General features: G+C 58.6%; 34 protein-coding genes. 33 read left to right on the forward strand and 1 reads right to left on the reverse strand.

The features are described from left to right. Positions 1–8 precede the first annotated feature (8 nt). From rpsL to OUY36_RS03850, 33 genes are all read left to right on the forward strand, one after another. On the forward strand, positions 9–380 hold the full coding sequence (rpsL, locus tag OUY36_RS03690; protein WP_003280832.1) for a 30S ribosomal protein S12: 372 nt from the start codon (positions 9–11) through the stop codon (positions 378–380). 98 nt (positions 381–478) lie between these two features. After that, positions 479–949, forward strand: a complete 471-nt coding sequence (rpsG, locus tag OUY36_RS03695; protein ID WP_041110229.1) for a 30S ribosomal protein S7 — start codon at positions 479–481, stop codon at positions 947–949. A gap of 30 nt (positions 950–979) precedes the next feature. After that, positions 980–3,100, forward strand: coding sequence for an elongation factor G (gene fusA / locus OUY36_RS03700; protein ID WP_063544051.1), 2,121 nt, complete (start codon positions 980–982; stop codon positions 3,098–3,100). A 30-nt stretch (positions 3,101–3,130) separates the two neighbouring features. Next, positions 3,131–4,324 (forward strand): elongation factor Tu, encoded by a 1,194-nt coding sequence (gene tuf / locus OUY36_RS03705; protein ID WP_063544037.1) that lies wholly within the window; start codon positions 3,131–3,133, stop codon positions 4,322–4,324. A 150-nt stretch (positions 4,325–4,474) separates the two neighbouring features. Beyond that, positions 4,475–4,786: a 30S ribosomal protein S10 gene (gene rpsJ / locus OUY36_RS03710; RefSeq protein WP_003186070.1), complete on the forward strand. Its 312-nt coding sequence runs from the start codon at positions 4,475–4,477 to the stop codon at positions 4,784–4,786. A gap of 82 nt (positions 4,787–4,868) precedes the next feature. Next, the gene (gene rplC / locus OUY36_RS03715; protein ID WP_063544055.1) at positions 4,869–5,504 is read left to right on the forward strand and encodes a 50S ribosomal protein L3; all 636 of its coding nucleotides are present in this window, start codon (positions 4,869–4,871) and stop codon (positions 5,502–5,504) included. A gap of 12 nt (positions 5,505–5,516) precedes the next feature. Continuing rightward, positions 5,517–6,119, forward strand: coding sequence for a 50S ribosomal protein L4 (rplD, locus tag OUY36_RS03720; RefSeq protein ID WP_049326038.1), 603 nt, complete (start codon positions 5,517–5,519; stop codon positions 6,117–6,119). After that, positions 6,116–6,415 (forward strand): 50S ribosomal protein L23, encoded by a 300-nt coding sequence (gene rplW, locus OUY36_RS03725; RefSeq protein ID WP_003281842.1) that lies wholly within the window; start codon positions 6,116–6,118, stop codon positions 6,413–6,415. The genes rplD and rplW overlap by 4 nt, the downstream gene beginning before the upstream one ends. A gap of 14 nt (positions 6,416–6,429) precedes the next feature. Then, on the forward strand, positions 6,430–7,251 hold the full coding sequence (rplB, locus tag OUY36_RS03730) for a 50S ribosomal protein L2 (RefSeq protein WP_063544057.1): 822 nt from the start codon (positions 6,430–6,432) through the stop codon (positions 7,249–7,251). Between the two features lie 16 nt (positions 7,252–7,267). After that, on the forward strand, positions 7,268–7,543 hold the full coding sequence (gene rpsS / locus OUY36_RS03735) for a 30S ribosomal protein S19 (RefSeq protein WP_003293029.1): 276 nt from the start codon (positions 7,268–7,270) through the stop codon (positions 7,541–7,543). Positions 7,544–7,556: 13 nt separating this feature from the next. Next, complete coding sequence (gene rplV / locus OUY36_RS03740) at positions 7,557–7,889, forward strand: 50S ribosomal protein L22 (RefSeq protein ID WP_003304070.1); 333 nt, start codon at positions 7,557–7,559, stop codon at positions 7,887–7,889. A gap of 13 nt (positions 7,890–7,902) precedes the next feature. Then, positions 7,903–8,589 carry a 30S ribosomal protein S3 gene (rpsC, locus tag OUY36_RS03745; protein ID WP_003289210.1) on the forward strand — a complete coding sequence of 229 codons (687 nt, stop codon included), beginning with the start codon at positions 7,903–7,905 and terminating at the stop codon, positions 8,587–8,589. A gap of 12 nt (positions 8,590–8,601) precedes the next feature. Then, positions 8,602–9,015, forward strand: coding sequence for a 50S ribosomal protein L16 (rplP, locus tag OUY36_RS03750; protein WP_003281836.1), 414 nt, complete (start codon positions 8,602–8,604; stop codon positions 9,013–9,015). Beyond that, positions 9,015–9,206, forward strand: coding sequence for a 50S ribosomal protein L29 (rpmC, locus tag OUY36_RS03755; RefSeq protein WP_003281834.1), 192 nt, complete (start codon positions 9,015–9,017; stop codon positions 9,204–9,206). Before rplP ends, rpmC begins: the two co-directional genes overlap by 1 nt. A gap of 2 nt (positions 9,207–9,208) precedes the next feature. Next, entirely contained in the window at positions 9,209–9,475 is a 267-nt protein-coding gene (rpsQ, locus tag OUY36_RS03760; RefSeq protein ID WP_003281832.1) for a 30S ribosomal protein S17, read from the forward strand. A 23-nt stretch (positions 9,476–9,498) separates the two neighbouring features. Then, positions 9,499–9,867, forward strand: coding sequence for a 50S ribosomal protein L14 (gene rplN / locus OUY36_RS03765; protein WP_003281831.1), 369 nt, complete (start codon positions 9,499–9,501; stop codon positions 9,865–9,867). An 11-nt stretch (positions 9,868–9,878) separates the two neighbouring features. Then, on the forward strand, positions 9,879–10,193 hold the full coding sequence (gene rplX / locus OUY36_RS03770) for a 50S ribosomal protein L24 (RefSeq protein WP_003304067.1): 315 nt from the start codon (positions 9,879–9,881) through the stop codon (positions 10,191–10,193). Between the two features lie 19 nt (positions 10,194–10,212). Continuing rightward, the gene (rplE, locus tag OUY36_RS03775; RefSeq protein WP_102840420.1) at positions 10,213–10,752 is read left to right on the forward strand and encodes a 50S ribosomal protein L5; all 540 of its coding nucleotides are present in this window, start codon (positions 10,213–10,215) and stop codon (positions 10,750–10,752) included. 13 nt (positions 10,753–10,765) lie between these two features. Beyond that, a complete protein-coding gene (gene rpsN, locus OUY36_RS03780) occupies positions 10,766–11,071 on the forward strand; it encodes a 30S ribosomal protein S14 (protein WP_063544061.1) in 306 nt (101 codons plus the stop codon). A gap of 179 nt (positions 11,072–11,250) precedes the next feature. Next, complete coding sequence (gene rpsH, locus OUY36_RS03785; RefSeq protein ID WP_003293036.1) at positions 11,251–11,643, forward strand: 30S ribosomal protein S8; 393 nt, start codon at positions 11,251–11,253, stop codon at positions 11,641–11,643. 12 nt (positions 11,644–11,655) lie between these two features. Next, positions 11,656–12,189, forward strand: coding sequence for a 50S ribosomal protein L6 (rplF, locus tag OUY36_RS03790; protein ID WP_063544063.1), 534 nt, complete (start codon positions 11,656–11,658; stop codon positions 12,187–12,189). Between the two features lie 10 nt (positions 12,190–12,199). Continuing rightward, positions 12,200–12,550 (forward strand): 50S ribosomal protein L18, encoded by a 351-nt coding sequence (rplR, locus tag OUY36_RS03795; protein ID WP_003293038.1) that lies wholly within the window; start codon positions 12,200–12,202, stop codon positions 12,548–12,550. Positions 12,551–12,553: 3 nt separating this feature from the next. Further along, on the forward strand, positions 12,554–13,054 hold the full coding sequence (gene rpsE / locus OUY36_RS03800; protein WP_003293040.1) for a 30S ribosomal protein S5: 501 nt from the start codon (positions 12,554–12,556) through the stop codon (positions 13,052–13,054). 2 nt (positions 13,055–13,056) lie between these two features. After that, positions 13,057–13,239, forward strand: a complete 183-nt coding sequence (rpmD, locus tag OUY36_RS03805; protein WP_003289195.1) for a 50S ribosomal protein L30 — start codon at positions 13,057–13,059, stop codon at positions 13,237–13,239. Between the two features lie 2 nt (positions 13,240–13,241). After that, on the forward strand, positions 13,242–13,676 hold the full coding sequence (rplO, locus tag OUY36_RS03810; protein WP_003293041.1) for a 50S ribosomal protein L15: 435 nt from the start codon (positions 13,242–13,244) through the stop codon (positions 13,674–13,676). Then, on the forward strand, positions 13,677–15,005 hold the full coding sequence (secY, locus tag OUY36_RS03815; protein WP_063544065.1) for a preprotein translocase subunit SecY: 1,329 nt from the start codon (positions 13,677–13,679) through the stop codon (positions 15,003–15,005). It begins immediately after the preceding gene. A gap of 29 nt (positions 15,006–15,034) precedes the next feature. Further along, the gene (rpmJ, locus tag OUY36_RS03820) at positions 15,035–15,151 is read left to right on the forward strand and encodes a 50S ribosomal protein L36 (RefSeq protein ID WP_043217073.1); all 117 of its coding nucleotides are present in this window, start codon (positions 15,035–15,037) and stop codon (positions 15,149–15,151) included. Between the two features lie 129 nt (positions 15,152–15,280). Next, positions 15,281–15,637: a 30S ribosomal protein S13 gene (gene rpsM / locus OUY36_RS03825; RefSeq protein WP_003289190.1), complete on the forward strand. Its 357-nt coding sequence runs from the start codon at positions 15,281–15,283 to the stop codon at positions 15,635–15,637. A gap of 30 nt (positions 15,638–15,667) precedes the next feature. Next, positions 15,668–16,057, forward strand: coding sequence for a 30S ribosomal protein S11 (rpsK, locus tag OUY36_RS03830; RefSeq protein WP_003281811.1), 390 nt, complete (start codon positions 15,668–15,670; stop codon positions 16,055–16,057). Between the two features lie 17 nt (positions 16,058–16,074). After that, entirely contained in the window at positions 16,075–16,695 is a 621-nt protein-coding gene (gene rpsD, locus OUY36_RS03835) for a 30S ribosomal protein S4 (protein WP_011911999.1), read from the forward strand. 22 nt (positions 16,696–16,717) lie between these two features. Further along, positions 16,718–17,719 carry a DNA-directed RNA polymerase subunit alpha gene (locus tag OUY36_RS03840; protein ID WP_003293045.1) on the forward strand — a complete coding sequence of 334 codons (1,002 nt, stop codon included), beginning with the start codon at positions 16,718–16,720 and terminating at the stop codon, positions 17,717–17,719. A gap of 45 nt (positions 17,720–17,764) precedes the next feature. After that, complete coding sequence (gene rplQ / locus OUY36_RS03845) at positions 17,765–18,154, forward strand: 50S ribosomal protein L17 (RefSeq protein WP_011912000.1); 390 nt, start codon at positions 17,765–17,767, stop codon at positions 18,152–18,154. A 161-nt stretch (positions 18,155–18,315) separates the two neighbouring features. Beyond that, positions 18,316–19,773, forward strand: coding sequence for a catalase (locus tag OUY36_RS03850; protein WP_267936799.1), 1,458 nt, complete (start codon positions 18,316–18,318; stop codon positions 19,771–19,773). Between the two features lie 66 nt (positions 19,774–19,839). On the opposite strand, the gene uvrA is transcribed toward OUY36_RS03850, so the two are convergent. Continuing rightward, positions 19,840–22,677, reverse strand: a complete 2,838-nt coding sequence (gene uvrA / locus OUY36_RS03855) for an excinuclease ABC subunit UvrA (RefSeq protein ID WP_267936802.1) — start codon at positions 22,675–22,677, stop codon at positions 19,840–19,842. Positions 22,678–22,733: the final 56 nt, after the last annotated feature.

Consider the following 22,733-nt stretch of genomic DNA (forward strand, 5'->3'; position numbering starts at 1 on the left):
GCTAGTAGATGGCAACTATCAACCAGCTGGTACGTCAGCCGCGCAAGCGGGTCGTCGAGAAGAGCGACGTCCCTGCGCTGCAAAACTGCCCGCAGCGTCGTGGCGTGTGCACCCGTGTGTACACCACCACGCCGAAGAAACCGAACTCCGCACTGCGTAAGGTGTGCCGTGTTCGTCTGACCAATGGCTATGAAGTCGCCTCCTATATCGGTGGTGAGGGTCATAACCTGCAAGAGCACAGCGTAGTGCTGATCCGTGGCGGTCGTGTAAAGGACCTTCCGGGTGTGCGTTACCACACCGTGCGCGGTTCGCTGGATACCTCCGGCGTGAAGGACCGTAAGCAGGGTCGTTCCAAGTACGGCGCCAAGCGTCCGAAGTAAGCAGTATTTCTATTTATCTGAGTCGATAAGAGTAAGGTCGGGCGTAACCTGAGCGTTACCGTTCCGAGCTAACCTGAAGACCGTTTGAGGGCTTATCAATGCCAAGACGTCGTGTAGCAGCCAAGCGCGAGATCCTGGACGATCCGAAATACGGAAGTCTGATCCTGGCCAAGTTCATGAACCACGTAATGGAGAGCGGCAAGAAGGCCGTTGCCGAGCGTATCGTTTATGGTGCCTTGGACAAGGTGAAGGAGCGCAAGAACAGCGATCCCCTGGAAGTCTTCGAAAAAGCACTCGATGCCATCGCTCCGCTGGTCGAAGTCAAGTCCCGCCGTGTAGGCGGTGCTACCTACCAGGTTCCGGTCGAAGTTCGTCCTTCCCGTCGTAACGCGCTGGCCATGCGCTGGCTGGTAGATGCTGCGCGCAAGCGTGGCGAAAAATCCATGGCGCTGCGCCTTGCTGGCGAGCTGCTGGATGCTTTTGAAGGTAAAGGCGCTGCGGTCAAGAAGCGCGAAGACGTGCACCGTATGGCTGAAGCCAACAAGGCCTTCTCGCACTATCGCTTCTAAATCAAGCGCAACTTTTACGAGGACCTTATTGTGGCCCGTACTACCCCTATCAACCGTTACCGTAACATCGGTATCTGTGCTCACGTCGACGCGGGCAAGACTACCACCACGGAGCGGATTCTGTTTTACACCGGCCTCAGCCACAAGATGGGTGAAGTGCATGACGGTGCGGCGACCACCGACTGGATGGTGCAGGAGCAGGAGCGTGGTATCACCATCACCTCTGCAGCTGTGACGACCTTCTGGCAGGGTTCGCGCGGTCAGTACGACAACTATCGCGTGAACGTCATCGATACCCCCGGCCACGTTGACTTCACCATCGAAGTGGAGCGCTCCCTGCGTGTTCTCGACGGTGCTGTCGTCGTGTTCTGCGGTACCTCCGGTGTCGAGCCGCAGTCCGAAACCGTATGGCGTCAGGCCAACAAGTACGGCGTTCCGCGTATCGTCTACGTCAACAAGATGGACCGTCAGGGCGCCAACTTCCTGCGCGTCGTCGGTCAGATCAAGCAGCGTCTGGGTCACACCCCGGTGCCGGTTCAGCTTGCTATCGGTTCCGAAGAGAACTTCGAAGGTCAGATCGATCTGATCAAGATGAAGGCCATCTACTGGAACGATGACGACAAGGGAACGACCTACCGCGAGGAAGAGATTCCTGCGGAGCTGCAGGCCATGGCTGAAGAGTATCGCTCCAACATGGTCGAGGCGGCGGCCGAGGCCAACGAAGAGCTGATGAACAAGTATCTCGAAGAGGGCGAACTGTCCGTCGACGAGATCAAGGCCGGTCTGCGTCAGCGCACCATCGCCTGCGAAATTGTTCCTGCAGTCTGCGGTTCCTCCTTCAAGAACAAGGGTGTGCCGCTGGTTCTCGATGCCGTGATCGAGTTCCTGCCTGCGCCGACCGAGATTCCGGCTATCCAGGGTGTCAACCCGGATAACGAGGAGCAGGTTGACGAGCGTCATGCAAGTGATGACGAGCCGTTCTCTGCGCTGGCCTTCAAGATCGCGACCGACCCGTTCGTTGGTACGCTGACCTTTACCCGCGTTTATTCCGGTGTTCTCGCCTCTGGCGACTCGGTAATGAACTCGGTCAAGGGTAAGAAGGAGCGCGTAGGTCGGATGGTGCAGATGCACGCCAACCAGCGTGAAGAGATCAAGGAATGCCGCGCTGGTGACATCGCCGCTCTGATTGGTATGAAGGACGTCACCACCGGTGACACCCTCTGCTCGATCGAGAAGCCGATCATCCTCGAGCGCATGGACTTCCCGGAGCCGGTTATTTCGGTTGCCGTCGAGCCGAAGACCAAGGCTGACCAGGAGAAGATGGGTATCGCGCTGGGCAAGCTGGCCCAGGAAGACCCGTCGTTCCGCGTCAAGACCGATGAGGAAACCGGCCAGACCATCATCTCCGGTATGGGCGAGCTGCACCTGGACATCCTCGTTGACCGCATGAAGCGCGAGTTCAACGTCGAGGCCAACATCGGCAAGCCGCAGGTTTCCTACCGCGAAACCATCACCAAGGACAATGTCGAGATCGAAGGCAAGTTCGTTCGTCAGTCCGGTGGTCGCGGTCAGTTCGGTCACTGCTGGATTCGCTTCTCGACTCCGGACGTGGATGACAAGGGCAACATCACCGAAGGTCTGGTGTTCACCAACGAAGTCGTTGGTGGTGTGGTTCCGAAGGAATACATCCCGGCGATCCAGAAGGGTATCGAAGAGCAGATGAAGAACGGCGTAGTCGCCGGTTATCCGCTGATCGGCCTGAAGGCGACCGTGTTCGATGGTTCCTACCATGACGTCGACTCTAACGAGATGGCGTTCAAGGTGGCGGCTTCCATGGCTACCAAGCAGCTGGCCCAGAAGGGTGGCGGCAAGGTGCTCGAGCCGATCATGAAGGTCGAGGTGGTGACCCCTGAAGACTACATGGGCGATGTGATGGGTGACCTGAACCGTCGTCGTGGTCTGATCCAGGGTATGGAAGACTCGGTCTCCGGCAAGGTTATCCGTGCCGAGGTTCCGCTCGGAGAGATGTTCGGTTATGCGACCGACGTTCGTTCCATGTCTCAGGGTCGCGCGAGCTACTCCATGGAATTCTCCAAATACGCTGAGGCTCCGGCGAACATCGTCGAAACGCTCGTTAAAAAACAAGGTTGATTCAGCCCTTTAAGTAAGAGGTTTACTGTCGTGGCTAAGGAAAAATTCGAACGTAACAAACCGCACGTCAACGTCGGCACCATTGGTCACGTCGACCATGGCAAGACCACTCTGACTGCTGCTCTGACTCGCGTGTGCTCCGAGGTTTTCGGCTCCGCTCGTGTCGACTTCGACAAGATCGATAGCGCGCCGGAAGAGAAGGCTCGCGGTATCACCATCAACACCGCTCACGTAGAGTACGACTCCAATGTCCGTCACTACGCGCACGTTGACTGCCCGGGCCACGCTGACTATGTGAAGAACATGATCACCGGTGCTGCTCAGATGGACGGTGCGATCCTGGTTTGCTCGGCTGCTGACGGCCCCATGCCGCAGACCCGCGAGCACATCCTGCTGTCCCGTCAGGTAGGTGTTCCGTACATCGTCGTGTTCCTGAACAAGGCTGACATGGTCGACGACGCCGAGCTGCTCGAGCTGGTCGAGATGGAAGTTCGCGACCTGCTGTCCACCTACGACTTCCCGGGTGACGACACTCCGATCATCATCGGTTCTGCGCTGATGGCGCTGAACGGTGAAGACGACAACGAGCTGGGCACCACTGCGGTCAAGAAGCTGGTCGAGACTCTGGATACCTACATCCCTGAGCCGGTTCGCGCGATCGACAAGCCGTTCCTGATGCCGATCGAAGACGTGTTCTCGATCTCCGGTCGCGGTACCGTTGTAACTGGTCGTGTTGAGCGCGGTATCGTCAAGGTCCAGGAAGAGATCGAGATCGTCGGTCTGCGTCCGACCACCAAGACCACCTGTACCGGCGTGGAAATGTTCCGCAAGCTGCTGGACGAAGGTCGTGCTGGCGAGAACTGCGGCGTGCTGCTGCGTGGCACCAAGCGTGATGACGTCGAGCGTGGTCAGGTACTGGCCAAGCCGGGCACCATCAAGCCGCACACCAAGTTCGAAGCTGAAGTGTACGTGCTGTCCAAGGAAGAAGGTGGTCGTCACACCCCGTTCTTCAAGGGCTATCGTCCGCAGTTCTACTTCCGTACCACTGACGTGACCGGTTCGTGCGAACTGCCGGAAGGCGTTGAGATGGTGATGCCGGGCGACAACGTGAAAATGGTTGTTACCCTGATCAAGCCGATCGCCATGGAAGACGGCCTGCGCTTCGCAATTCGCGAAGGTGGTCGTACCGTTGGTGCCGGCGTGGTTGCCAAGATCGTCGAGTAATATTTGACGATGATGAAAAGGGCTCCCTCGGGGGCCCTTTTCTATTATTGATCATTTATTGACACCCTATGGGCGCATCCGTACAATTGCGCCTCCTTTTACCGGGGGTATTGCGCCTGGTAGGGTGGCTACTTGGAGTCTGAGGTCAAAATGCAAAACCAACAAATCCGTATTCGGTTGAAGGCTTTTGACCATCGCCTGATCGATCAATCAACCCAGGAAATCGTGGAAACCGCGAAACGTACTGGTGCTCAGGTGCGTGGTCCGATTCCGCTGCCAACCCGCAAAGAGCGGTTCACTGTGCTGGTTTCTCCGCACGTCAATAAAGACGCGCGCGATCAGTATGAAATCCGAACCCACAAGCGTGTGCTGGACATCGTTCAGCCGACCGACAAAACCGTCGATGCGCTGATGAAGCTCGATCTTGCGGCTGGTGTGGAAGTGCAGATCAGCCTCGGCTAAGACCTGAGAGTTTTAGTCGTGTAACGCTCTGAAATGGGCGGCCATAGCGGGTGAAAGCCCCGTACACTCAAGAGGTTTCAAAATGACTATTGGTGTAGTCGGTCGTAAATGCGGCATGACCCGCGTTTTCACCGAGGATGGTGTCTCTATTCCGGTTACGGTCATCGAGATCGAGCCGAATCGCGTCACTCAGTTCAAAAATGAAGAGAGCGATGGCTATCGTGCAGTGCAGGTCACTGTCGGTGAGCGTCGCGCGTCCCGTGTCACCAAGGCTCAGGCCGGTCACTTCGCCAAGGCGAACGTTGCTGCTGGTCGTGGCGTCTGGGAATTCCGCCTAGATGGCGAGGAGTTCCAGGTTGGTGATCAGATCAATGCCGAGATTTTCCAGGCAGGGCAGCTGGTGGATGTCACCGGTCAGTCCAAGGGTAAAGGCTTTGCCGGTACCATCAAGCGCTGGAACTTCCGTGGTCAGGACAATACCCACGGTAACTCCGTATCCCACCGCGTCCCGGGCTCTATCGGTCAGTGCCAGACTCCAGGTCGTGTATTCAAGGGCAAGAAGATGTCCGGGCACATGGGCGCCGAGCGCGTAACCGTGCAGTCTCTGGAAATCGTGCGCGTCGATGCCGAGCGTAACCTGCTGTTGGTTAAGGGCGCAGTGCCCGGCGCCACCGGTGGTGACGTGTTCGTGCGTCCGGCCGCCAAGGCTCGCGGTTAAGGGGGAGTTCACATGCAATTGAATGTAAATGGCGCACAGGCCATCGAAGTCTCCGATCGCACCTTTGGTGGTGAGTTCAACGAGACGCTGGTGCATCAGGCTGTCGTCGCCTACATGGCTGGCGGTCGTCAGGGTAGCAAGCAGCAGAAAACCCGCTCCGACGTGTCCGGTGGTGGCAAGCGTCCGTGGCGCCAGAAGGGCACCGGTCGCGCGCGCGCCGGTACCACTCGTGGTCCGATCTGGCGTGGCGGTGGTGTGACTTTCGCTGCTCGACCTCAGAACCACGAGCAGAAGCTGAACAAGAAGATGTATCGCGCTGCACTGCGTTCCATCCTTGCTGAGCTTGTCCGCTCCGAGCGTCTGGTTGTCGTAGAAGATTTCGCCGTCGAGGCCCCGAAGACCAAGGCGCTTGCTAGCAAGCTCAATGGCATGGGTCTGAGCGACGTGCTGATCGTTTCCGATGCTGTCGATCAGAACCTGTACCTCGCTGCGCGCAATCTGCCGCATGTCGACGTACGTGACGTTCAGGGTTCCGATCCGGTCAGCCTGATCGCCTATGACAAGGTGTTGATCACCGTGTCGGCTGTGAAGAAATTCGAGGAGCTGCTGGGATGAACCAGGAACGCGTATTCAAAGTCCTGCTTGGTCCGCACGTCTCTGAGAAGGCTACCGTGCTGGCTGACAGCAAGAAGCAATTCGTTTTCAAGGTTGCGACCGACGCAACCAAGCTGGAAATCAAGAAGGCTGTTGAGAGCCTGTTCGACGTGAAGGTTGCCGCGGTCAACACCCTGAATGTACAGGGTAAGACCAAGCGCACCGCTCGCGGTCTGGGCAAGCGCAACGACTGGAAGAAGGCGTACATCGCTCTTCAGCCAGGCCAGGATCTCGATTTCTCCGGCAGTGCTGAGTAAGGAAGGGGTGCATCATGGCAATCGTTAAATGCAAACCGACTTCCGCGGGCCGCCGTTTTGTGGTCAAGGTGGTCAATCAGGAGCTGCACAAAGGCGCTCCGTACGCACCGCTGCTCGAGAAGAAGTCGAAGTCTGGCGGCCGTAACAACAACGGTCGTATCACCACCCGCCACATTGGTGGTGGTCATAAGCAGCACTATCGTCTGGTCGATTTTCGTCGCAACAAGGATGGCATTCCGGCCATCGTCGAGCGCATCGAATACGATCCGAACCGTACTGCGCACATCGCGCTGCTGAAGTATGCCGACGGTGAGCGTCGCTACATCATCGCGCCGAAAGGCGTGAGCGCCGGCGATCAGCTGGTCTCGGGCATCAATGCTCCGATCAAGGCTGGTAACAGCCTGCCGCTGCGTAACATCCCGCTGGGTTCTACCGTTCACGGTGTCGAGCTCAAGCCGGGCAAGGGCGCTCAGATCGCTCGTTCAGCTGGTGCTTCGGCTCAGCTGGTCGCTCGCGAGGGTTCCTACGTGACGCTGCGTCTGCGTTCTGGCGAGATGCGCAAAGTGCTGGCCGAGTGCCGTGCGACCCTGGGCGAGGTCTCGAACTCCGAGCATAGCCTGCGTTCGCTGGGTAAAGCTGGTGCCAAGCGCTGGAAGGGTATTCGTCCGACCGTTCGTGGTGTCGCGATGAACCCTGTCGATCACCCGCACGGTGGTGGTGAAGGTCGTACCTCCGGTGGTCGTCATCCGGTGTCGCCATGGGGCTTCCCGACTAAGGGCGCGAAGACCCGCACTAACAAGCGCACCGATAACATGATCGTCCGTCGTCGCAAGTAACTAGAGGGATACGACAGTGCCGCGTTCTCTGAAAAAAGGTCCTTTTATCGATCTTCACCTACTGAAGAAGGTCGAAGCGGCGGTGGAAAAGAACGATCGCAAGCCAGTCAAGACCTGGTCGCGCCGTTCGATGATCCTGCCGCAAATGGTCGGTCTGACCATCGCTGTACATAACGGTCGTCAACATGTCCCGGTCCTTGTGTCCGAAGACATGGTCGGCCACAAACTCGGCGAGTTCGCTGCTACCCGCACTTATCGCGGGCACGTCGCGGACAAGAAAGGCAAGCGCTAAGGGGTAAGGAAAGATGGAAGTAGCCGCTAAGTTGTCGGGCGCTCGCATCTCCGCCCAGAAAGCCCGCCTGGTCGCCGACCAGATCCGCGGGAAGAAGGTGGGCGACGCGCTCAACCTCCTGGCTTTCAGTAGCAAGAAAGCCGCCGAGATCATGAAGAAAGTGCTGGAGTCGGCCGTTGCCAACGCCGAGCACAACGAAGGCGCCGATGTGGATGATCTGAAAGTCTCCACCGTCTTCGTCAACGAGGGGCGTTCGCTTAAGCGCATCATGCCGCGTGCCAAGGGCCGCGCTGATCGCATCGTCAAGCGGTCTTGCCATATCACTGTCAAGGTTGCGGACAAGTAACGGAGTCGATCAGATGGGTCAGAAAGTACATCCCACTGGCATTCGCCTGGGAATCGTCAAGGAGCACACCTCCGTCTGGTACGCAGACGGCCGCACGTATGCAGACTATCTGCTTGCAGATCTGAACGTGCGTGAGTACCTCCAAGACAAACTAAAAAGCGCGTCCGTAAGCCGTATCGATATCCATCGCCCGGCTCAAACCGCACGCATCACCATCCACACCGCTCGTCCCGGCATCGTGATCGGCAAGAAAGGTGAAGATGTTGAGAAGCTGCGTCAGGACCTGACCAAGCAAATGGGTGTGCCGGTGCACATCAATATCGAAGAGATCCGCAAGCCGGAGCTCGACGCAATGCTGGTTGCACAGAGCGTAGCTCAGCAGCTGGAGCGTCGCGTGATGTTCCGTCGCGCCATGAAGCGCGCCGTACAGAACGCCATGCGCATTGGTGCCAAGGGCATCAAGATCCAGGTCAGTGGTCGTCTGGGTGGGGCTGAAATTGCCCGTACCGAGTGGTATCGCGAAGGTCGTGTGCCGCTGCACACCCTGCGTGCCGATATCGATTACAACACTTACGAAGCGCACACCACCTACGGTGTGATTGGTGTCAAGGTGTGGATCTTCAAAGGCGAAGTGATTGGTGGTCGCCATGAAGAGCTCAAGCCTCAAGCGCCTGCTCCTCGTAAAAAAGCTGCTAAGTAAGGGGTACGCCAAATGTTGCAACCCAAGCGTACAAAATTCCGCAAGCAGATGACCGGCCACAACCGTGGTCTGGCTCAGCGCGGTAGCAAGGTCAGCTTCGGCGAGTTCGCGCTGAAGTCTGTTTCTCGTGGTCGTCTGACCGCGCGTCAGATCGAGGCTGCACGTCGTGCGCTGACTCGTCACGTCAAGCGTGGCGGTAAGATCTGGATCCGCGTGTTCCCCGACAAGCCCGTTACCAAGAAGCCCCTCGAAGTTCGTATGGGTAAAGGTAAGGGTAGCGTCGAGTACTGGGTAGCCCAGATTCAGCCGGGCAAGGTGCTTTACGAGATCGAGGGTGTTTCCGAAGAGCTGGCGCGTGAGGCTTTCGCCCTGGCCGCTGCAAAGCTGCCGCTCGCCACCTCCTTTGTTAAGCGGACGGTGATGTGATGAAAGCGAATGAACTTCGTGAAAAATCCGTTGAGCAGCTGAACGAGCAACTGCTCGAGCTGCTGCGGGACCAGTTCAATCTGCGTATGCAGAAAGCGACTGGCCAGTTGGGGCAGTCTCACCTGCTCTCGCAAGTCAAGCGCGACATCGCTCGTGTCAAGACTGTGCTCAACCAGCAGGCAGGTAAGTGATCATGGCTGAAGCTCAGAAAACCGTCCGCACGCTGACCGGCCGCGTCGTCAGCGACAAGATGGACAAGACCATCACCGTACTGATCGAGCGTCGCGTGAAGCACCCGATCTACGGCAAATACGTGAAGCGTTCGACCAAACTGCACGCCCACGACGAAACCAACCAGTGCCGTATCGGCGACAAGGTCACCATCCGCGAGACTCGTCCGCTGGCCAAGACCAAGACCTGGATGCTGGTTGACGTCGTTGAACGTGCCGTCGAAGTCTAAGGGCTAGGGGTCGGAGAAATTATATGATTCAGACTCAATCCATGCTCGATGTGGCTGATAACAGTGGCGCTCGTCGCGTCATGTGTATCAAGGTGCTCGGCGGTTCGCACCGCCGTTACGCCGGCATCGGCGACATTATCAAGGTTACCGTCAAGGAAGCGATTCCTCGTGGCAAGGTCAAGAAAGGCCAGGTTATGACCGCTGTTGTGGTTCGTACCCGCCATGGTGTCCGTCGTCCCGATGGTTCTATCATCCGCTTCGATGGCAACGCTGCTGTTCTGTTGAACAACAAGCAAGAGCCTATCGGCACCCGTATCTTTGGGCCGGTGACGCGTGAGCTTCGTACAGAGAAGTTCATGAAGATCGTCTCGCTCGCCCCTGAAGTGCTGTAAGGAGTAGCCGCATGCAAAAGATTCGTCGCAACGACGAGATCATCGTCATCGCCGGCAAAGACAAGGGCAAGCGCGGTAAGGTGCTCAAGGTGCTCGCTGACGACCGTCTGGTCGTCGGTGGGATCAACCTCGTCAAGCGCCATACCAAGCCGAACCCGATGTCCGGCGTTCAGGGCGGTATCGTCGAGAAAGAGGCGCCTTTGCACGTCTCTAACGTCGCCATTTTCAACGGCGAAACCAACAAGGCAGACCGTGTTGGCTTCAAGGTTGAAGAAGGCAAGAAAATTCGTGTCTTCAAGTCGACCCAGAAGCCGGTTGACGCTTGAGACTGCTAGGTAGATAACCATGGCACGACTAAAAGAAGTTTATCGGAAGGAAATCGCGCCCAAGCTGAAGGAAGAGCTTCAGCTTAAGAACGTGATGGAAGTTCCGCGCATTACCAAGATCACCCTCAACATGGGTATTGGCGAGGCGATCGGTGACAAGAAGATCATCGACAACGCTGTCGCTGACCTGGAAAAGATTACCGGCCAGAAGGTCGTGGTCACTCATGCTCGCAAGTCCATCGCTGGCTTCAAGGTCCGCGAAGGCTGGCCGATCGGTGTCAAGGTGACGCTGCGTCGTGAGCGTATGTACGAGTTCCTGGATCGTCTGCTCTCCATTTCCCTGCCGCGCGTACGTGATTTCCGCGGCCTGAACGCCAAGTCCTTTGATGGACGTGGCAACTACAGCATGGGCGTGAAAGAGCAGATCATCTTCCCGGAGATCGATTACGACAAGATCGATGCCCTGCGTGGTCTGGACATCACTCTGACCACCACTGCCCGGACGGATGAAGAAGGTCGCGCTTTGCTGCGTGCCTTCAACTTCCCGTTCCGTAACTGATTGGAGTAGGCACATGGCTAAGCAAAGCATGAAGAACCGTGAGCTGAAGCGTCAGCAAACGGTCGCCAAGTTCGCCCAGAAGCGTGCGGCACTGAAGGCAATCATCGCTAACCCGGAGTCCTCTCCGGAAGCGCGCTGGGAAGCTCAGGTCGCACTGCAGAAGCAGCCTCGTGACGCCAGCGCTTCGCGCCTGCGCAACCGTTGCCGTCTGACTGGTCGTCCGCACGGCGTCTATCGCAAGTTCGGTCTCGCGCGCAACATGCTGCGTCAGGCCGCGATGCGCGGTGACGTGCCGGGCCTGGTCAAGGCCAGCTGGTAACAAAACAACAGGACCTTCGGGTCCTGTTTGTTTTTCGATCAAGCCCCCTGTGGGGCTTGATTCGCTTATGGCGACTCTCTAGAATGTCCGGCTCGCCTGAGCCTCGCACTTTGCCGGGTTTGTCCATTGGCGACACGAGCCGTCAAGGCTTATTTTTTTGTTTTAGGAGCTAAGAGCCCATGAGTATGCAGGACCCGTTAGCGGACATGCTAACTCGTATCCGTAATGCCCAGATGGCCGAGAAGTCCGTCGTAAGCATGCCGTCTTCCACGCTGAAGGTGGCTGTAGCCAATGTTCTTCAGGGTGAAGGCTATATCGCGGGATACCAGGTCAGCGGTGATGCCAAGCCGCAGCTGTCCATCGAGCTGAAGTACTTCGAAGGTCGTCCGGTCATCGAAGAACTCAAGCGCGTAAGTCGTCCTGGCCTGCGCCAGTACAAGTCCGTTGACCAGTTGCCGAAAGTACGCGGTGGCCTGGGTGTGTCGATCGTCTCCACCAACAAGGGTGTGATGACTGATCGTGCTGCTCGCGCTGCTGGTGTTGGCGGCGAAGTGCTTTGCACTGTGTTCTAAGGGGGGATAAGCATGTCTCGCGTTGCTAAGAACCCCGTCAAGCTGCCCGCTGGCGTCGAAATCAAGATGTCCGGTCAGCAGCTTTCGGTGAAGGGCGCAAAAGGCGCTCTCGAACTGAATGTTCATCCGTCTGTGGAAGTGATCCAGGAATCCGGCGAGCTGCGCTTTGCCGGTCGTAATGGTGATCAGCAGACTCGCGCTATGGCTGGTACCACTCGTGCGCTGGTCAACAACATGGTGATCGGCGTCAGCCAGGGCTTCGAGCGTAAGCTTCAGCTGGTTGGTGTGGGTTACAAGGCGCAAGCCAAGGGTCAGGTGCTGAACCTCGCGCTCGGTTTCTCCCATCCGATCGACTATGCGTTGCCGGAAGGTGTGGTCGCCGAAACCCCGAACCAGACCGAAATCCTGATCAAGGGTGTCGACAAGCAACTGGTTGGTCAGGTCGCCGCGGAGATTCGCGATTTCCGTCGCCCTGAACCTTATAAGGGCAAGGGCGTTCGTTACGCGGATGAGGTTGTCCGTCGTAAAGAAGCCAAGAAGAAGTAGGGCATAGCAAATGACCGACAAAAAAGTTACTCGACTGCGTCGCGCTCGCAAAGCACGCCTGAAAATGCACGAGCTCGAAGCCGTGCGTCTGTGCGTCTATCGCTCTTCGCAGCACATCTACGCCCAGGTCATTTCGGCCGACGGCAGCAAGGTTCTGGCCAGCGCCTCTACCTTGGACAAAGCATTGCGTGATGGCGCCACTGGCAATGTCGACGCGGCCAAGAAAGTTGGCGAGCTGGTTGCCGAGCGTGCAAAAGCCGCTGGTGTAACGCAGGTTGCATTCGACCGTTCTGGCTTCAAGTACCACGGTCGTGTCAAGGCACTGGCCGATGCTGCTCGTGAAGGCGGGCTGGAGTTCTAAGTTATGGCAAATAACGAGCAAAAGCGCGACGAAGGCTACATCGAGAAGCTGGTTCAAGTTAACCGCGTCGCAAAAACCGTAAAGGGTGGCCGTATCTTCACCTTCACCGCTCTGACTGTCGTTGGTGACGGAAAGGGTCGTGTTGGCTTCGGTCGTGGCAAGTCCCGCGAAGTGCCGGCTGCCATCCAGAAGGCCATGGAGGCGGCTCGCCGCAATATGATCCAGGTCGACCTGAATGGCACTACCCTGCAGTACCCAACGAAGGCTGCGCATGGTGCTTCCAAGGTATACATGCAGCCAGCCTCCGAAGGTACTGGTGTGATTGCCGGTGGCGCCATGCGTGCGCTGCTGGAAGTTGCTGGTGTTCAGAACGTTCTGGCCAAGTGCTACGGCTCCACCAATCCGGTGAACGTTGTGCATGCCACCTTCAAGGGCCTGAAGGCCATGCAGTCGCCCGAATCCGTGGCAGCCAAGCGTGGCAAGAGCGTCGAGGAGATTCTCTAACCATGGCTAACGCTACTGTCAAAGTCACGCTGGTCAAAAGCGTGAACGGCCGTCTGGCCAATCACAAGGCGTGCGTCAAGGGCTTGGGCCTGCGTCGCATTGGTCATACCGTTGAGGTTCAGGATACCCCTGAGAACCGTGGCATGATCAACAAGGCCTACTACCTTCTCCGTGTGGAGGGCTAATCATGCAATTGAACGATCTGCGTTCCGCGCCGGGTGCCCGTCGCGAAAAGCTGCGTCCCGGTCGTGGTATCGGTAGCGGTCTCGGTAAGACCGGTGGCCGTGGTCACAAGGGTCAGACTTCCCGTTCCGGTGGCAAGATTGCTCCCGGTTTCGAGGGTGGTCAGCAGCCGTTGCACCGCCGTCTGCCGAAGTTCGGCTTCGTCTCGCTGAAGGCTATGGATCGCGCGGAAGTGCGTACTTCCGAGTTGGCAAAGGTCGAGGGTGATGTCGTTACCGTGCAGAGCCTGAAAGACGCCAACGTCATCAACCAGAACGTACAGCGCGTGAAAATCATGCTGTCCGGCGAGGTTGGTCGTGCGGTGACGCTCAAGGGTATCGCAGCCACCAAGGGTGCGCGTGCGGCTATCGAAGCAGCTGGCGGCAAGTTCGAGGAATAAATGGCTAAGCAAGGTGCTCTCTCCGCGCTGAGTAATGGTGGTCTGTCCGAACTATGGGCTCGTCTGCGCTTTCTGTTCATGGCGATCATCGTCTACCGGATTGGCGCACACATCCCTGTTCCCGGGATCAATCCCGATCGACTGGCCGAACTATTCCGTCAGAACGAGGGGACCATCCTTAGCTTGTTCAACATGTTTTCCGGCGGCGCGCTGGAGCGCATGAGCATCTTTGCATTGGGGATCATGCCGTACATTTCGGCCTCGATCATCATGCAGCTCATGACCGCTGTCAGTCCGCAGCTGGAGCAGTTGAAGAAAGAAGGTGAGGCCGGGCGTCGCAAGATCAGCCAGTACACCCGTTACGGCACGCTGGTGCTCGCGATTGTTCAGGCCGTCGGCATGTCCGTCGGTCTGGCCGGTCAGGGTGTCGCGTTCAGCAACGATTTCGGCTTCTACTTCGTCGCCATCACAACCTTCGTGTCTGGTGCGATGTTCATGATGTGGCTGGGTGAGCAGATCACCGAGCGAGGCGTTGGTAACGGCATCTCGATGCTGATCTTCGCTGGTATCGTCGCGGGGTTGCCGGGCGCGCTTGGCCAGTCCTTCGAGTCTGCTCGTCAGGGCGACATCAACATCATTGCGCTGCTTGCTGTTGGCCTCCTGGCTGTTGCAATCATCGGTTTCGTGGTCTTCATCGAGCGTGGCCAGCGGCGTATCGCCGTGCACTACGCCAAGCGGCAGCAAGGTCGTAAGGTTTTCGCTGCGCAGACCAGCCATTTGCCGTTGAAGGTGAACATGGCGGGGGTTATCCCGGCCATCTTCGCTAGCAGCATCCTGTTGTTCCCTGCCTCGCTTGGTCAGTGGTTCGGTCAATCCGAGAGCATGGGCTGGTTGGCTGACATCTCGCAGGCGATTGCCCCAGGGCAGCCGTTGAATATCCTGCTGTTCAGTGCTGGCATCATATTCTTCTGCTTCTTCTATACGGCGTTGATGTTCAACCCGAAGGATGTTGCTGAGAATCTGAAGAAGTCCGGTGCGTTTATTCCCGGGATTCGTCCTGGTGAGCAGTCGGCCCGTTATATCGATGGCGTGCTGACTCGCTTGACCATGTTCGGCGCCCTGTACATGACGGCTGTATGCCTGTTGCCGCAGTTTCTCGTGGTTGCAGCGAATGTGCCGTTCTACCTCGGTGGGACCTCGTTGCTGATCGTGGTTGTGGTTGTCATGGACTTCATGTCCCAAGTGCAATCGCACCTCATGTCGCACCAGTACGATTCCCTGATGAAGAAAGCCAACCTGAAGGGCTACGGCAGCGGCATGCTCCGCTGAGGTTGCTCGTAAGGTTCTAGGAGTTGGTGATGAAAGTTCGTGCATCGGTTAAAAAGCTGTGCCGCAACTGCAAGGTCATTCGTCGCGACGGTGTCGTGCGCGTGATCTGCAGCGCAGAACCGCGTCACAAGCAGCGCCAAGGCTGATTGTGTAAAGCGTGAGAACCCGGCAGCTAGTGCGCTGCCGGGTTGAATATTTGTTATTACAGCGTTAATATCTCGCGCCCTTTTCTTGGCTTCCGGGGCGTAGGTAGCTGTCAATTGGAGTTTCACTGAATGGCCCGTATTGCAGGCGTCAACATTCCGGATAACAAGCACACTGTTATCTCGCTGACCTACATCTACGGTGTTGGTCGCACCCGTGCGCAGGAAATCTGCGCTGCTACCGGTGTGAATCCGGCAGCAAAGATCAAGGATCTTTCCGACGAGCAGGTCGAACTGCTGCGTGGCGAAGTCGGCAAGTTCATCGTTGAAGGCGACCTGCGTCGCGAAGTCAACATGAAAATCAAGCGCTTGATGGACCTGGGTTGCTATCGCGGCCTGCGTCATCGTCGTGGTCTGCCGGTTCGCGGTCAGCGCACCAAGACCAACGCACGTACCCGTAAGGGCCCGCGCAAGCCGATCCGCAAGTAATCGCGTTAGCGAATCGACAGGAATCTAGTCATGGCAAAACCTGCTGCTCGTCCTCGTAAAAAAGTCAAAAAGACAGTGGTTGATGGCATCGCCCACATCCACGCGTCTTTCAATAACACCATCGTGACCATCACTGATCGTCAGGGCAATGCGCTGTCCTGGGCTACCTCCGGTGGTTCGGGCTTCCGCGGCTCGCGTAAGTCCACTCCGTTCGCTGCTCAGATCGCCGCCGAGCGCGCTGGCCAGGCTGCTCTGGAGTACGGTCTGAAGAACCTCGACGTCAACGTCAAGGGCCCAGGTCCGGGTCGCGAATCCGCTGTGCGTGCTCTGAACGCCTGCGGCTATAAAATCGCCAGCATCACCGACGTGACGCCGATCCCGCATAACGGGTGCCGTCCGCCGAAGAAGCGCCGCGTGTAATCAGGAGACAGTAAAGAATGGCTCGTTATATTGGTCCCAAGTGCAAACTGTCTCGTCGTGAAGGCACTGATCTCTTCCTGAAGAGTGGTGCGCGCGCGCTCGAATCCAAGTGCAACATTGAAACCCCGCCGGGTGTGCATGGTCAGCGTCGTGGCCGTCTGTCCGACTACGGCACTCAGCTGCGCGAGAAGCAGAAAGTCCGCCGCATCTACGGTGTTCTGGAGCGTCAGTTCAGCGGTTACTACAAGGAAGCCGCCAGCCGTAAGGGCGCTACCGGCGAAAACCTGCTGCAGCTGCTCGAATGCCGCCTGGACAACGTCGTGTACCGTATGGGCTTCGGCTCCACTCGTGCCGAATCGCGTCAGCTGGTGTCGCACAAGTCGATCACAGTCAACGGTCAGACCGTGAACATCCCGTCCTACCAGGTTAAAGCCGGTGACGTGGTTGCTGTTCGCGAGAAGTGCCGTAACCAGCTGCGTATCGCCCAGGCCCTCGAACTGTGCGCACAGCGCGGCCGCGTTGAATGGGTCGAAGTAGACGCCGACAAGAAATCCGGTGTTTTCAAGAATGTTCCGGCTCGCAGCGATCTGTCCGCCGACATCAACGAAAACCTGATTGTCGAGCTCTACTCCAAGTAAGGGCTAGAAAATAGGTGTATCCATGCAGAGTTCGGTAAATGAGTTCCTGACCCCCCGCCATATCGATGTGCAGGTGGTCAGTCCGACCCGTGCCAAGATCACTCTCGAGCCCCTCGAGCGTGGTTTTGGCCACACCCTGGGCAACGCGCTGCGTCGTATTCTGTTGTCCTCCATGCCCGGCTGCGCTGTGGTCGAGGCTGAGATCGACGGTGTGCTCCACGAGTACAGCGCCATCGAGGGCGTGCAGGAAGATGTAATCGAAATCCTGCTCAACCTCAAAGGTATCGCCATCAAGCTGCACGGCCGTGATGAAGTGACCTTGAGCCTGGTGAAGAAGGGCGCGGGCGCTGTTACCGCTGCCGATATCCAGCTGGATCACGATGTTGAAATCGTCAACGGCGATCACCTGATCGCCAATCTGGCGGCCAACGGCTCGCTCAACATGAAGCTCAAGGTCGCTCGCGGCCGTGGTTACGAGCCTGCTGATGCGCGTCAGAGCGACGAGGACGAAAGCCGTAGCATCGGTCGTCTTCAGCTCGACGCCACCTTCAGCCCGGTTCGTCGCGTGGCTTATGTGGTCGAGAATGCTCGTGTCGAGCAGCGCACCAACCTGGACAAGCTGGTCATTGACCTGGAAACCAACGGCACTCTGGATCCCGAAGAGGCGATTCGTCGTGCAGCGACCATCCTGCAGCAGCAGCTGGCTGCGTTCGTCGACCTGAAGGGCGACAGCGAACCAGTGGTTGTCGAGCAGGAAGACGAGATCGATCCGATCCTGTTGCGTCCGGTTGATGACCTGGAGCTGACCGTACGTTCGGCCAACTGCCTCAAGGCAGAGAACATCTACTACATTGGTGATCTGATCCAGCGCACCGAAGTAGAGCTGTTGAAAACGCCGAACCTGGGCAAGAAGTCCCTGACCGAGATCAAGGACGTTCTGGCTTCGCGTGGTTTGTCCCTCGGTATGCGCCTGGATAACTGGCCGCCGGCAAGTCTCAAGAAGGACGATAAGGCCACTGCCTGATCGCCCCCAGTAACCGAACTGAACGTTTGGTAAGGAATTTCAATCATGCGTCATCGTAAAAGTGGCCGTCATCTGAGCCGCACCAGCGCCCACCGCAAGGCCATGTTCCAGAACATGGCGGTGTCGCTGTTCGAGCACGAACTGATCAAGACCACCCTGCCCAAGGCTAAGGAACTGCGTCGCGTTGCCGAGCCGCTGATCACCCTGGCCAAGGAAGACAGCGTTGCCAACCGCCGCCTGGCTTTCGACCGTACCCGTTCGAAAGCTGCTGTAGGCAAGCTGTTCAACGATCTGGGCAAGCGCTACGCCACCCGTCAGGGCGGCTATCTGCGCATCCTCAAGTGCGGTTTCCGCGCAGGGGACAACGCACCTATGGCTTACGTCGAGCTGGTTGACCGTCCGGTCGCTGGTGAGGTCGAAGCCGCAGCCGAGTAATCGGCCGCTGTATGAAGAACCGGGCCTAGGCCCGGTTTTTTATTGTCTGAACGATTTTTCTGCTCTATCAGGTTGGTTCGTTTAATAAATTAGTTCTTTAGTGGCGTCTCGTTAGAATTCTCCTCAAGCCGACTTCACCGGTATGTACAAGGAGATACAGAATGAGCCAAGGCAAGACCCTCACCACCGCTGGTGGCGCCCCCGTTGCCGACAATCAGAATTCTCGTTCAGCCGGGCCTCGTGGCCCTTTGTTGCTGGATGACTTCCACCTGGTCGAAAAGCTCGCCCATTTCAACCGCGAAGTCATTCCGGAGCGTCGTGTGCACGCCAAGGGCTCCGGCGCCTATGGCACGTTTACCGTGACCGCAGACATAGCTCACCTCACCCGCGCCAAGCTGTTCGAGTCCGTTGGCAAGCAAACGTCCCTGTTCCTGCGCTTTTCCACGGTAGGGGGTGAGCGCGGTTCGGCGGATACCGAGCGTGATCCTCGCGGCTTCGCGGTGAAGTTCTATACCGAGGAAGGCAATTGGGACGTGGTGGGCAACAACACGCCGGTCTTCTTCATCCGCGATCCGCTGAAATTTCCGGATTTCATCCATACGCAAAAGCGTGACCCATGGACCAATCTGAAGAGCCCGCAGATGATGTGGGACTTCTGGTCGCACTCACCCGAGGCGTTGCATCAGGTCACCATCCTGTTTTCCGATCGCGGCATCCCGAATGGTTATCGGTTCATGCACGGCTTCGGCAGCCACACCTTCAGCCTGGTCAACGGTGAAGGCGAGCGGCACTGGGTGAAGTTCCATTTCAAGAGCATGCAAGGGATCAAAAACCTGCATCCGAGCGAGGCGGCACGCCTTGCCGGCAGCGATCCCGATTATGCGCAGCGCGATCTTTTCCACGCGATCGAGCGGGGCGAGTACCCCAGGTGGAAGCTCTGCATCCAGGTGATGAGCGAGGCGGAGGCTGCCAACCGTGCCGAGAATCCGTTCGACGTCACCAAGGTCTGGTCGCAGAAGGACTTTCCGCTGATTGAAGTGGGTGTAGTCGAGCTGAATCGCAATCCGCAGAACTATTTCGCCGAGGTCGAACAGGCTGCCTTTGCCCCGAGCAACGTCGTCCCGGGTGTCGGCCTGTCGCCGGATCGCATGCTACAGGGGCGGGTATTCGCTTACGCCGATGCCCATCGTTACCGCGTCGGCACCAACCATCAGCAGCTTCCGGTTAATGCACCGCGTTGCCCAGTGCACAACTATCAGCGTGATGGCGCGATGCGTTTTGATGGCAACGGTGGTTCGGCGCCCAACTACGAGCCGAACAGCTATAGCGATGCCCCCAAGCAGGCGGCGCAATACGCCGAACCGGCGCTTGCGCTCTCCGGCGCAGCTGACCGGTATGACCACAGGGCCGATGAGGACTATTTCAGCCAGGCGGGTGCTCTGTTCCGTCTGATGACAGCCGAGCAGCAGAACCTGCTGATCGGCAATATCGTCGGTGCGATGATGGGCGTTTCGCGTGACGTACAGTTGCGTCAGCTGGGCCACTTTTTCAAGGCCGACCCGGCATACGGAGCGGGTGTCGCCCGGGGGCTGGGCATCGATCCGAACGAAGTCGCCTAAGCCATATCGAGCGTGGAGCGTTTAGAAGCCGGCCTCGTAAGAGGCCGGCTTTTTTTTGGCTGCTCGTCAGTGGCGGTCGCGCTCCAGCAGCGACTTGAGGAAATGCCCGGTGTGCGACTGCGGCATTTCCGCGACCTCTTCCGGTGTGCCGCTGGCGATGATCTGACCGCCCTTGGAGCCGCCTTCAGGACCGAGATCCACCAGCCAGTCGGCGGTCTTGATCACGTCCAGGTTGTGCTCGATGACCACCACGGTGTTGCCGTGGTCGCGTAGGCGATGCAGCACGTCGAGCAGTTGCTGGATGTCGGCGAAATGCAGGCCGGTGGTGGGTTCGTCGAGGATGTACAGGGTCTTGCCGGTGTCGCGCTTGGACAGCTCGCGGGACAGCTTGACCCGCTGCGCCTCGCCGCCGGATAGCGTGGTCGCGCTCTGTCCCAGCTTGATGTACGACAGTCCGACGTCCATCAGCGTCTGCAGCTTGCGCGCCACTGCCGGCACCGGATCGAAGAACTCGCGGGCTTCCTCGATGGTCATGTCCAGCACCTCGGTGATGCTCTTGCCCTTGTACTTCACCTCCAGCGTCTCACGGTTGTAGCGCTTGCCCTTGCACACATCGCAGGGAACGTAGATATCCGGCAGGAAGTGCATCTCCACCTTGATCACGCCGTCGCCCTGGCAGGCTTCGCAGCGGCCACCCTTGACGTTGAAGGAGAAACGCCCTGGCCCGTAACCGCGCGAACGGGCTTCCGGCACGCCAGCGAACAGCTCGCGAATCGGCGTGAACAGCCCGGTGTAGGTCGCCGGGTTGGAGCGCGGTGTGCGGCCGATGGGGCTCTGGTCGATGTCGACGACCTTGTCCAGGTGCTGCAGGCCATCGAAGCTATCGTAGGGTGCGACCTCCAGCGTGGTCGCACCATTGAGTGCCGTGGCGGTGATCGGGAACAGTGTGTTGTTGATCAGCGTCGATTTGCCCGAGCCGGACACGCCGGTGATGCAGGTAAGCAGGCCAACCGGAATCTCCAGGTCGACGTTGCGCAGGTTGTTGCCACGGGCGCCCTTTAGCTTGAGCAGCTTTTTCGAATCGCGACGGGTGCGCTCCGGCGGGTAGTTGATCTTCACCCGGCCGGACAGGTACTTGCCAGTCAGCGAGTTCGGGTGCGCCATCACCTCGTCCGGCGTACCTTCGGCGACGATGCGGCCGCCGTGCACGCCGGCACCCGGCCCGATGTCGACTACGTAGTCGGCAAGGCGGATGGCGTCCTCGTCGTGCTCGACCACGATCACCGTATTGCCGATGTCGCGTAGGTGGCGCAGGGTACCGAGCAGGCGTTCATTGTCGCGCTGGTGCAGGCCGATCGACGGCTCATCGAGGATGTACATCACGCCGACTAGGCCGGCGCCGATCTGGCTCGCCAGACGGATGCGCTGGGCCTCGCCGCCGGACAGCGTGTCCGCGCTGCGGTCCAGGGTCAGGTAGTCGAGGCCAACGTTGACCAGGAACTGCAGACGCTCGCGGATCTCCTTGAGGATCTTGTCGGCGATTTCGCCGCGACGACCGCTGAGCGAGAGTCCGCCGAAATAATCGGTGGCATCACCGATGGGCAGGGCCGTAACTGCCGGCAGGGTCTTGTCGCCGACCCATACGTGGCGGGCTTCGCGGCGCAAGCGCGTGCCGCGGCATTCCGGGCAGGGCTGGGTGCTGAGGTATTTGGCCAGCTCCTCGCGTACGGAATTGGATTCGGTCTCGCGGTAGCGACGCTCGAGGTTGGGGATGATGCCTTCGAACGGGTGCGAACGTTTGACGATGTCGCCGCGGTCGTTGAGATAGCGGAACTCGACGTTCTCACGGCCACTGCCACGCAAAATGTACTTCTGGTGGTCAGCTGCCAGCGAGTCGAAGGGTTCGTCCAGGCTGAAGCCGTAATGCGAGGCCAGCGAGCCGAGCATCTGGAAGTAATAGACGTTGCGCCGGTCCCAGCCGCGGATCGCCCCCTCGGCCAGGGTCAGCTCGCCGTTGACCAGGCGCTTGGCGTCGAAGAACTGCTTCACGCCGAGGCCATCGCAGGTCGGGCAGGCCCCTGCCGGATTGTTGAAAGAGAACAGCTTGGGTTCCAGTTCGCTGATGGAGTGGCCGCAGATCGGGCAGGCGAAGCGCGCCGAGAAGATCATCTCCTCGCCTTCGTCATCTTCTTCCATGGGCGCGACCAAGGCGATGCCGTCGGCTAGCTTGAGCGCCGTCTCGAAGGATTCGGCCAGACGCTGCTGCAGGTCGCCACGGACCTTGAAACGATCCACCACCACATCGATGGAGTGCTTCTTCTGCTTGTCCAGCTTGGGCAGTTCGTCCAGCTCATAGAGGCGGCCGTTGACGCGGGCGCGGACGAAGCCCTGGGCACGCAGCTCATCGAACACCGCCAGGTGCTCGCCTTTGCGCTCGCGGATGACCGGAGCCAGCAGCATCAGCTTGCGGCCCTCGGGCAGTGCCAGCACCTGGTCGACCATCTGGCTGACGGTCTGCGCTTCCAGCGGTGCATCATGGTCCGGGCAACGCGGCGTGCCGACCCGTGCGTAGAGTAGGCGCAGGTAGTCGTAGATCTCGGTGATGGTACCGACGGTGGAGCGCGGGTTGTGCGAGGTGGATTTCTGCTCGATGGAAATGGCTGGGGAGAGCCCTTCGATGGTATCGACATCAGGCTTTTCCATCATCGAGAGGAACTGCCGGGCGTAGGCCGAGAGCGATTCGACGTAGCGGCGCTGGCCTTCGGCATAAAGCGTATCGAACGCCAGCGAAGACTTGCCGGAGCCGGAGAGGCCGGTTATGACGATCAGCTTGTCGCGTGGCAGGGTGAGATCGATGTTCTTCAAGTTGTGGGTGCGGGCCCCACGAATCAGAATCTTGTCCAAAACAGCCTCGCGTGGCGGGCGAAAACCCGAAAGTATACGGCCGGGGTAACAGCCGC

It is taken from the genome of Stutzerimonas sp. R40042, assembly GCF_026642215.1.
In the GTDB taxonomy this organism is placed as follows: Bacteria; Pseudomonadota; Gammaproteobacteria; order Pseudomonadales; family Pseudomonadaceae; genus Stutzerimonas; species Stutzerimonas frequens.